The organism is Streptomyces chattanoogensis (genome assembly GCF_001294335.1).
In the GTDB taxonomy this organism is placed as follows: domain Bacteria; phylum Actinomycetota; class Actinomycetes; order Streptomycetales; family Streptomycetaceae; genus Streptomyces; species Streptomyces chattanoogensis.
Genome location: NZ_LGKG01000113.1, coordinates 113,255 through 121,261 on the forward strand (window position 1 = coordinate 113,255; position 8,007 = coordinate 121,261).

Annotated in this window: 10 protein-coding genes; 4 read left to right on the forward strand and 6 right to left on the reverse strand. The window is 72.6% G+C overall.

Annotated elements, in window-relative coordinates; translation table 11 throughout:
• Positions 1 to 139: 139 nt before the first annotated feature.
• The 3 genes from ADL29_RS14730 to ADL29_RS14740 form a co-directional block, all read right to left on the reverse strand.
• Positions 140 to 829 carry a DUF305 domain-containing protein gene (locus ADL29_RS14730; protein WP_053924109.1) on the reverse strand — a complete coding sequence of 230 codons (690 nt, stop codon included), beginning with the start codon at positions 827 to 829 and terminating at the stop codon, positions 140 to 142.
• A 93-nt stretch (positions 830 to 922) separates the two neighbouring features.
• Positions 923 to 1,405 (reverse strand): hypothetical protein, encoded by a 483-nt coding sequence (locus ADL29_RS14735; protein ID WP_053924110.1) that lies wholly within the window; start codon positions 1,403 to 1,405, stop codon positions 923 to 925.
• A gap of 157 nt (positions 1,406 to 1,562) precedes the next feature.
• Positions 1,563 to 2,114 carry a helix-turn-helix domain-containing protein gene (locus ADL29_RS14740; protein WP_053924111.1) on the reverse strand — a complete coding sequence of 184 codons (552 nt, stop codon included), beginning with the start codon at positions 2,112 to 2,114 and terminating at the stop codon, positions 1,563 to 1,565.
• 81 nt (positions 2,115 to 2,195) lie between these two features.
• Between ADL29_RS14740 and ADL29_RS14745 the strand changes: the two genes are divergently transcribed.
• The 3 genes from ADL29_RS14745 (at position 2,196) to ADL29_RS14755 (ending at position 5,367) form a co-directional block, all read left to right on the forward strand.
• On the forward strand, positions 2,196 to 3,104 hold the full coding sequence (locus ADL29_RS14745) for an alpha/beta fold hydrolase (RefSeq protein WP_053924112.1): 909 nt from the start codon (positions 2,196 to 2,198) through the stop codon (positions 3,102 to 3,104).
• Between the two features lie 168 nt (positions 3,105 to 3,272).
• Positions 3,273 to 4,748: a DNA-3-methyladenine glycosylase 2 gene (locus tag ADL29_RS14750; protein ID WP_053924113.1), complete on the forward strand. Its 1,476-nt coding sequence runs from the start codon at positions 3,273 to 3,275 to the stop codon at positions 4,746 to 4,748.
• A 10-nt stretch (positions 4,749 to 4,758) separates the two neighbouring features.
• Entirely contained in the window at positions 4,759 to 5,367 is a 609-nt protein-coding gene (locus ADL29_RS14755; protein WP_078971008.1) for a methylated-DNA--[protein]-cysteine S-methyltransferase, read from the forward strand.
• A gap of 39 nt (positions 5,368 to 5,406) precedes the next feature.
• On the opposite strand, the gene ADL29_RS14760 is transcribed toward ADL29_RS14755, so the two are convergent.
• Positions 5,407 to 6,078, reverse strand: coding sequence for a TetR/AcrR family transcriptional regulator (locus ADL29_RS14760; protein ID WP_053924114.1), 672 nt, complete (start codon positions 6,076 to 6,078; stop codon positions 5,407 to 5,409).
• Positions 6,079 to 6,229: 151 nt separating this feature from the next.
• Here ADL29_RS14760 and ADL29_RS14765 point away from each other — a divergent pair, with 151 nt between their 5' ends.
• Complete coding sequence (locus ADL29_RS14765; protein WP_053924115.1) at positions 6,230 to 6,865, forward strand: NAD(P)-dependent oxidoreductase; 636 nt, start codon at positions 6,230 to 6,232, stop codon at positions 6,863 to 6,865.
• A 109-nt stretch (positions 6,866 to 6,974) separates the two neighbouring features.
• Here ADL29_RS14765 and ADL29_RS14770 read toward each other — a convergent pair whose 3' ends face one another.
• Both ADL29_RS14770 and ADL29_RS14775 read right to left on the reverse strand, forming a co-directional pair.
• Positions 6,975 to 7,226, reverse strand: coding sequence for a hypothetical protein (locus ADL29_RS14770; protein ID WP_053924116.1), 252 nt, complete (start codon positions 7,224 to 7,226; stop codon positions 6,975 to 6,977).
• A gap of 105 nt (positions 7,227 to 7,331) precedes the next feature.
• The gene (locus tag ADL29_RS14775) at positions 7,332 to 7,811 is read right to left on the reverse strand and encodes a hypothetical protein (protein WP_053924117.1); all 480 of its coding nucleotides are present in this window, start codon (positions 7,809 to 7,811) and stop codon (positions 7,332 to 7,334) included.
• Positions 7,812 to 8,007: the final 196 nt, after the last annotated feature.

Genomic DNA, 8,007 nt, shown 5'->3' on the forward strand with positions numbered 1-8,007 from the left:
GTGTGATCCGTTGGGCCGGTGCCTCCGCTGCGAGCCGGGGCTGCGGGTGCCGGGCCTCGTGGAAGAGGCCCGGCACCCGCTCGCGGTCCGCGCGTCGGCGCGTCGGTGCGTCACCGCATCCGAGCACCGGAAGGGCAGGTCAGAGCCGGCCGAGGATCTTCCTGAACTTCCCGACTTCGGCGGTCTGCCCCTTGATGATGGCGCCGGCGAGCTTCTTGGCGTCCGCGTTGCGGCCGTTCTTCTGCTCGTCCTCGGCCATGCTGATGGCGCCGTTGTGGTGCTCGGTCATCATCGCGGCGAACTTCTTGTCGTACGCCGTGCCCTTGGACGCCTTCAGATCGGCCATGTCCTTCTCGGACATGATCCCGGACATGCCCGAACCGCCGGATCCGTGGTGCATGCCGGGCATGCCGTGATCCATCGACTCCGGCTTGCCCCAGGCCTTCAGCCAGCCCTGGAGGGTCTTGATCTCCGGCCCCTGAGCGCGCTCGATGGCCGCCGAGAGCTCCTTGATCTCCTTGTCGGCAGCGCGGCTCCCCGACAGCTCCGCCATCTCCACGGCCTGCTGGTGGTGCGGGATCATCATCTGCGCGAACTTGACGTCCGCGTCGTTGAACGCACCCTTCGTGGACGATTCCGACGAGCCGGGAGAGGCCGTCGCGGAGTGGCTGCCGCCGTGGTCCGTGCCCGGCATGTGGTGGCCCTTGTCGCTCTTGCCGTCGCTGTCGTTGCCGCATGCGGCAAGCACCAGCGCCCCGGCGGCAACCGCGCCGACCACCGCCATCCGGCGACGACCGGTCCGGCCCAGGGATCGCTTGATCGAATTCATGGCTCTGCACCTCTGTGTCAGTACTGCGGAACGGGTTGTGCAAGGCAGGCGTCGGCGACGGACGACACAGCCGTCCGTCGCTCGAGCAGCGGCCTAAATCCGCAGAACCGAGAGCTGGAGAAGGCTGGGCGCGCGCGGGGGCGGCAGTTGGGGACGCAGCCCGGCCACGAACCTCGCGAGCGAGCCGAGTTGCCAGGCGCGGAAACGGCTCAGCAGGGCGCCGCACAGGACTGCCAGCATCCACACGCTCAGTACGGCCAGACACAGGGACGTCATGTCCGTGGCGTGGCCGGGGCGGTGGTGCTTGCCCGGGTCCGGTTTCGAGGCGGCGGGAGCCGGTGCGGCCCCGTGAGTCTTGGCGGTGGCGAGCAGACCGGCGTCCTTCACCGGGTCGCCGTCACGGCCGTTCCCGGGGCCGTGCACCGCGCCCGGGGCCATGCGCGGCCCCTGGCCCATCGCCGCATGCCGCGCCGAGGTGCCGCCTCCGGAAGGCTCCGCCGGATCGGCGGGGTGACCGAGGCCGTGCATGACGAGCACGCCGAGGGCGAGCGCGACGACGATCAGGAGGTGTGCCACACCGCCCGGCCTCGCTCGCCTGCCCACGTAGCTCACTGCTCTTTCTCGTCGACCCTCCGGCCGCCCGCACGGCCGGCCGGCACCGACTGTAGCGAACGTCTCCGCGGGGAGTACCGGCGGTGCGGGGAGTGTCGGCGGTACTGGTGGCGACCGCTGCTCAGGGCGTGTCGCCGGTCGCGGGCGGCCCCTCGGCGGGGAACAGGATCGGGCTGATCAGGTGGCGGGTGCGCCCGGCCGAGGGAGTGTTCCCCATCCGTGCGACGAGCGCCTCGCGCATCTCGCCGATCAGCTCGGCGAGTTCGTCCCGGCTGAGCCAGAGCGCGTGTTGGCGGTAGCCCACCAGGTCGGCGGCCGGGTCGGCGCCGTCCCGGTCGAGATAGGCGTTGAACTCGGCCAGCAGCGTGGCCATGGCCACGGCGAACACCCGCCGGTGGTCCTCCACCGAGACCGACGCCGCGGTGTCGGTGTCGATCACCGCCCGCTCCCCCCGCAGCCGGTACCGCCGCTCCACCGCACCGCGTACCCGCTGCTCGTCCGCCACATCCAGGAGGCCGCCGTCGGCCAGCAGTCCGACGTGCCGGTACACGGTGGCCTTCGATACGTCGGGCAGCAGCGCGCACATCTGCGAGGTGGTGAGCGTCCGTCCGCCGGACATGGCGTGCACGATGCGCAGCCGTACCGGGTGCAGCAGGAGTTCGACGGTATCCATGGGTTTACGTTCTCACGACTGATACTGTTCTCAAAATTAAGAACAGTAAGCATGACTTCGAGTGAAGGAGGAGAGCGGACCATGACGCACTCATCGCCACCGCTGGGACGCCACTACGACATCGGCGGACGGCAGCTGATGCTGCACCGCTCGGGCAGCTCAGGCCCGACCGCGGTGTTCCTGGCGGGAGTCGGGATGATGAGCCTGGACTACCTGAACATCCACCACCGCGTCGCCGAACTGACCGGCACCGTGCTCTACGACCGCGCGGGCAGCGGCTGGAGCGACCCGGCCGACCTGCCCCGTACGGCCGGGGAAGTCACCGACGAACTGCGCGCACTGCTGCGCACCGCCGCCGTCCCCGGCCCGTATCTGCTGGTCGGCCACTCGCTGGGCGGCGCCTACGCACGCCACTACGCGAGGCGCTTCCCCGGTGAGGTCGCCGGACTGCTCCTCCTCGACCCGTTCCACGAGGACATGGTCGTACGCGCACCCCGCCGCGCCCGGGAGAGACTGGACGAGATGCTGGAACAGATGCGGGACCAGGAGCTGAAGGACCTCACGGAAGAACAGATCCAGCAGTCCCGCGACCAGATGGCACCCCACTTCGCGGCCTGGCCGGAGCCCGTCCGCGAGCCGCTGATCGAACGCCACCTCGCCACCTGGAGGGTCTCCGCACAGGAGAACGAGAACCTCTACGACCAGGTCGCAGACGAGTTCCGGCGCGCACCGGACACGCCCGACGTGCCGCTGATCGTGCTCTCCGCCATGGGGCACGACGTCACACAGGCCCACCTCTGGCCCGAAGACCTGCTGCGCGAGATCAACGAGGGCAAGCGCGCCCTGCACGCGGAACTCGCCGCCGAGGCCCCGCGCGGCGAACACCGCATCCTCGACGACGCAGGACACGGCTGGCTCCACGAGGAACGGCCGGATGCCGTGCTCCAGGCGGTCAACGACCTTCTCCGGACGGTGAGTCGGGTGTCGTGACCGGGTACGCACACCCGCCCGCGGCCTCGGCGTGAACCGCCGGACGGGCCGTGCCCCCGCGCCCGTCCGCAAGGCCGGGCGCGGGGGAGACCCGGCACCCCGGGCACCCCGACGCTGATGTCGCATTCTCGCCAGCCACACCCTCTCGGCTGCGGAATCCTTGAGGGCATGCACACCGACACCGAGCGCTGTCTGCGGGCCGTGCAGTCCAAGGACGCCCGCTTCGACGGCTGGTTCTACACCGCCGTGCTCACGACCGGAATCTACTGCCGCCCCAGCTGCCCCGTGGTGCCCCCCAAGCCGGAGAACATGCGCTTCTACCCGAGCGCGGCCGCCGCCCAGCAGGCCGGATTCCGGGCCTGCAAGCGGTGCCGCCCGGACGCCGTCCCGGGGTCGCCGCAGTGGGACGAACGGGCCGATCTGGTCGCGCGGGCGATGCGGCTGATCGCCGACGGCGTCGTGGACCGCGAGGGCGTCCCCGGACTCGCGGGCAGGCTCGGCTACAGCACCCGGCAGATCGAGCGCCAGCTGCTGGCCGAACTCGGCGCGGGACCGCTCGCGCTGGCCCGCGCGCAGCGCGCGCAGACCGCCCGGCTGCTCGTGGAGACCACCGCGGTACCGATGGCCGACGTCGCGTTCGCCGCCGGGTTCACCAGCATCCGTACCTTCAACGAGACGGTACGGGAGGTCTTCGCACTCTCCCCGACGGCGCTCCGCGAGCGCGCCCGGCCCGGCGCCGAGGCCGCCGCGGCGCCCGGCACCCTGACCCTGCGGCTGCCCTTCCGCCGGCCGCTGAACCCCGACAACCTCTTCGGACATCTCGCGGCCACCGCCGTCCCCGGTGTCGAGGAATGGCGCGACGGCGCCTACCGCCGCACCCTGAGCCTCCCGTACGGGCCGGGCATCGTCGCACTGTCCCCCCGGCCCGAGCACATCGAGTGCCGACTGGCGCTGACCGACCTGCGCGATCTCGCGGGCGCCATCGCCCGCTGCCGGCGGATGCTGGACCTGGACGCGGACCCGGAGGCCATCGACGGGCTGCTGCGGGAGGACGCACAGCTGGCCCCGCTCGTCGACAAGGCGCCCGGCCGCCGGGTGCCGCGCACCGCGGACGCCGATGAGTTCGCGGTCCGCGCCGTACTGGGCCAGCAGGTCTCCACCGCGGCGGCCCGCACACATGCCGGACGGCTGGTCGTCGCACACGGCGAGAAGATCGACGACCCCGGGGGCGGCCTGACCCACCTCTTCCCCTCCGCCACCGCGCTCGCCGCACTCGACCCCGAATCCCTGGCGATGCCCCGTACCCGCCGGGCCACCCTCACCGGCCTCATCGACGCCCTCGCCGCCGGCACGCTGCAACTCGGCATCGGCAGCGACCGGGAAGCCGCCCGCGTGCAGCTCGCGGCGCTGCCCGGCATCGGCCCCTGGACCGTCGAAGTCGTCGCCATGCGCGCGCTCGGCGACCCGGACGCCTTCACGCCGACCGACCTCGGGCTGCGCCGCGCCGCCGCCGGACTCGGCCTGCCCGCCACCCCGGCGGCGCTCATCCGGCACTCCGCGGTCTGGCGTCCCTGGCGCGCCTACGCCGTCCAGTACCTCTGGGCGACCGACGACCACCCCATCAACCACCTCCCCTCGAACTGAGCCCGCCACCATGACCGTTCACCCGACCGGCCGGCCCCTGCCCCGGCCCGCCGCCCCGCTCACCCACACCGTCCTGGCCGCCACCCCGGTGGGCCCGCTCACCCTCGTCGCCCTCGGGGACGCCCTCACCGGCCTCTACATGACCGACCAGCGCCACCGCCCGCCCCAGGAGACGTTCGGCGCCCCGGCGGCCCCCGACGACCCGCCCTTCGCCGCGGCCATCGCCCAGCTCCATGCCTATTTCCGCGGCGAGCTGACCACCTTCGACCTGCCGCTGGAGCTCCGTGGCACCCCCTTCCAGCGGCGTGTCTGGGCGGCGCTGTGCACCATTCCGTACGGCACGACGGTCAGCTACGGCGAGCTCGCCGAGCGGCTGGGGGCGCCTACGGCGGCAAGGGCGGTCGGGCTGGCGAACGGGCGCAACCCGGTCGGGATCATCGTTCCCTGCCACCGGGTCGTCGGCGCCGACGGCAGCCTCACCGGCTACGGCGGCGGGCTGGACCGCAAGCGCAGGCTGCTGGCGTTCGAGCGGACGGGGAGCGGGTGCTTTCCGGGGACGGAGCGGGAGCCGTTTCCGGGGGAGGAGAGTGCGCTGTTCACGGTGGCGGACTGCAGCTGACGGGGCGCAGGCCGGCGCGGCCATGGGGTGGGGCCGCGGTTACGGGGCGGCGGAGCCGTCCGTCGGCGGGGCGATGCCTTCGACGAGGGCCCGTACGGTCTCCGTGGCGAACTCCTCGTCGTCGCGCGGGAGCAGGGCGTCCTCGGGTGCCTGCGCGCCGAAGAAGAGGTCGAGGAACGCCCGGTGGAAGCAGGCGCCGATGAGCAGGGTGGCCGCGGCGTGCGGGTCGATGCCGGACGCGATCCGGCCCAGCTTCTGCTCGGCGGCCAGATAGGCGGCCAGGTGCTGGGTGGCGTTCTGGGGGCCCACGGTGCCCAGCTCGTCGAGGCGGCGGCGGTGTGTTTCCAGCAGTTCCGGGCTGGCGAAGAGGGAGGCCGCCATCGGGAAGGCCCGGCGGTAGAAGCGGACGGCGGCCAGCGCCACCTGCCGCAGATGTGCGGCCGGGCCGCGGTCGTCGCCCGCCCTGCCCGGCAGCTGGGCCAGCACCTCGGAGAACTGCGGCGCGCGCTCGTGCAGCACCCGGACGAAGATCTCCTCCTTGTTGCGGAAGTGCTTGTAGAGCGTGGCCTCCGAGCAGCCCGCCTCCCGGGCGATCACCTTCGTCGTCGTACGGGTCAGGCCCACGGTGCTCATCAGCGCGGCGGCGGCGTCGAGGATGCGGGAGCGCGTCAGGGCGCCTCCGGTCAGCGGAGCGGCGGCGTCGTGAGTCATGGGCCTCAGCCTACATTGACAGGTGAGTGAACACTCACCCACACTGGCCCATGAGGGTGGGTGAGTACTCACTCACTTCTTGGCTCGTCCTCGCTCACCCTTCCTTGTCCTTGCTCGCCCCCGCTTGTCTTCGCTCGCCCTGGGAGAGGCCATGAAACTCACCGTTCTCGGCGCATCAGGCGGTGTCGGCCGACACCTCGTCAGCCATGCCCTGGCCGACGGGCACGAGGTGACCGCCGCGCTGCGCAGCCCGCAGAAGCTGACCGTGCGGCACGAACGTCTGACGGTCGTCCGCGCCGATCCGCTCGACGCCACCTCCGTGAAGCCCGTCGTCGACGGCGCCGATGCCGTGCTCTCCGGTATGGGCCAGGTCGGCCGCCATGACCCGCTCCGCCCCGCGTCCACCTCGGCCCGCGCCGCCGTAGAGGCGCTGACCGCCACCGGCGTCCGGCGCCTGCTCGTGGTCAGCGCGGGCCCGCTCAACCGCACCGGTGCGGGGCAGCCGATGCTCACCCACCGGGTGTTCGGGCCCCTGCTGTGGGCGGTCCTGCGGGAGATCTACACCGACCTGGAACGGATGGAGGCCGTACTGCGCGACAGCGACCTCGACTGGACCGCCGTCCGCCCGCCCCGGCTCCTCGACAAGCCCGGCGAGGGCCGTTACCGGCACGCCGTCGAGGCCGGCCCGTCCGGCAGCGTCATCACCCGCTCCGATGTGGCCCGCGCCATGCTCGATTTCGTCAGCGATCCGGCCACTTTCCGGCACGCGATCGGCATCAGCCGCTGACCGGCCGGACCGGCGGGCCGCCCTGCTGCGGTGTGTCCGCCGACGGCGCGGCGGCGCGGCGGGCCGCCCGGCGCGGCCGTCCTGTCCGCCCCGGCCGGGCCGCATCGCGCTAACGGAAGAACGCGGCCAGCTTCCTGAACACCCTGGCGAGCCAGTGCCTGCGGGCGGCGGGCGGGCGCGCGGCGGTGGCCGCCCGCGCGTCCGCCCGGTCGGCCGTGGAACGGTCCGGGGTCTCCGGTGCGGGCTCGTCGATGTGCTCGTGCGCGGCCTTGGTCAGGGGCCTGGGCACGGATTTCTTTCCGGTGCGGGCGGCCTCGGCGCGGACGAGCGCGCCAAGAGCGGCGAAGATGTCGATGGGCATGCCGATCTCCTGCGGTAGGGAAGTCCTGGACCCGATGACGACAGGCCGAGATCGCCCCTCTGCCGAATGCAGGAAGGGGTGGGCGAATGCGTCGGCCGGGCCGGATCAGCAGCGCAGGACGACCGACCGCCCGGGAGGTGCGCCGGCGGTGGTGCGGACGGCTCCGGGGGAGGCGTCCCCCGATGGCGCGACGGCGGTGCCGGGGGAGGCGTCCCCGAAGGTCTTACCGCAGTTTCCGGTGGGTGCCTGGTGGGGGCGCAGCTGGCAGCCCGACGCCTGGCTGTGGTGCCGGCCGCCGCTGGCCGGATGGTGCTTCTTGGCGGCTCCGGCCGATGTCAGCCCAGGGTCCTCGGTGACGCAGTGACCTGCGGACGCGCCGGACGTGGCGGCGACACCGGACACGGTGGCGGTACCGGACGCGGCGGCGGCAGGGGGGCGGGTGAGGCAGTGGTCCGCCTGGGAGGACGTCAGATGGCAGGCACCGGCGAGCAGTGCGGCGTGCAGCAGCGCGAGCAAGGCCACGAGCAGCAGACCGCGCACGCCGTTGGCGTCCGCAGAGCGGCCGCGGCTGACGGTGTCGCGCATGCCCTTCTCCCAACGCTCTCCGCCAGGGGTTCCCCACGAAGACCGTCGAATACGCTAGAGAGGGCAAAAGAGGCGATATTTCCACCTGATCCGGGCATTTGGTCGCACAGGTGTCCCTATCGGGTGACGCCTTCGCGACGCTTGGGGACGGGCCGCGCCGACCGCCCCGCATGGTTCCCTCTCCCCTCCCTCCCCC

Bases quoted from the DNA above. Each gene is read 5' to 3' on its own strand.
- ADL29_RS14730 (WP_053924109.1), bottom strand. From the start codon at position 829: ATGAATTCGATCAAGCGATCCCTGGGCCGGACCGGTCGTCGCCGGATG.
- ADL29_RS14740 (WP_053924111.1), bottom strand. From the start codon at position 2,114: ATGGATACCGTCGAACTCCTGCTGCACCCGGTACGGCTGCGCATCGTG.
- ADL29_RS14745 (WP_053924112.1), top strand. From the start codon at position 2,196: ATGACGCACTCATCGCCACCGCTGGGACGCCACTACGACATCGGCGGA.
- ADL29_RS14750 (WP_053924113.1), top strand. From the start codon at position 3,273: ATGCACACCGACACCGAGCGCTGTCTGCGGGCCGTGCAGTCCAAGGAC.
- ADL29_RS14755 (WP_078971008.1), top strand. From the start codon at position 4,759: ATGACCGTTCACCCGACCGGCCGGCCCCTGCCCCGGCCCGCCGCCCCG.
- ADL29_RS14760 (WP_053924114.1), bottom strand. From the start codon at position 6,078: ATGACTCACGACGCCGCCGCTCCGCTGACCGGAGGCGCCCTGACGCGC.
- ADL29_RS14765 (WP_053924115.1), top strand. From the start codon at position 6,230: ATGAAACTCACCGTTCTCGGCGCATCAGGCGGTGTCGGCCGACACCTC.
- ADL29_RS14770 (WP_053924116.1), bottom strand. From the start codon at position 7,226: ATGCCCATCGACATCTTCGCCGCTCTTGGCGCGCTCGTCCGCGCCGAG.
- ADL29_RS14775 (WP_053924117.1), bottom strand. From the start codon at position 7,811: ATGCGCGACACCGTCAGCCGCGGCCGCTCTGCGGACGCCAACGGCGTG.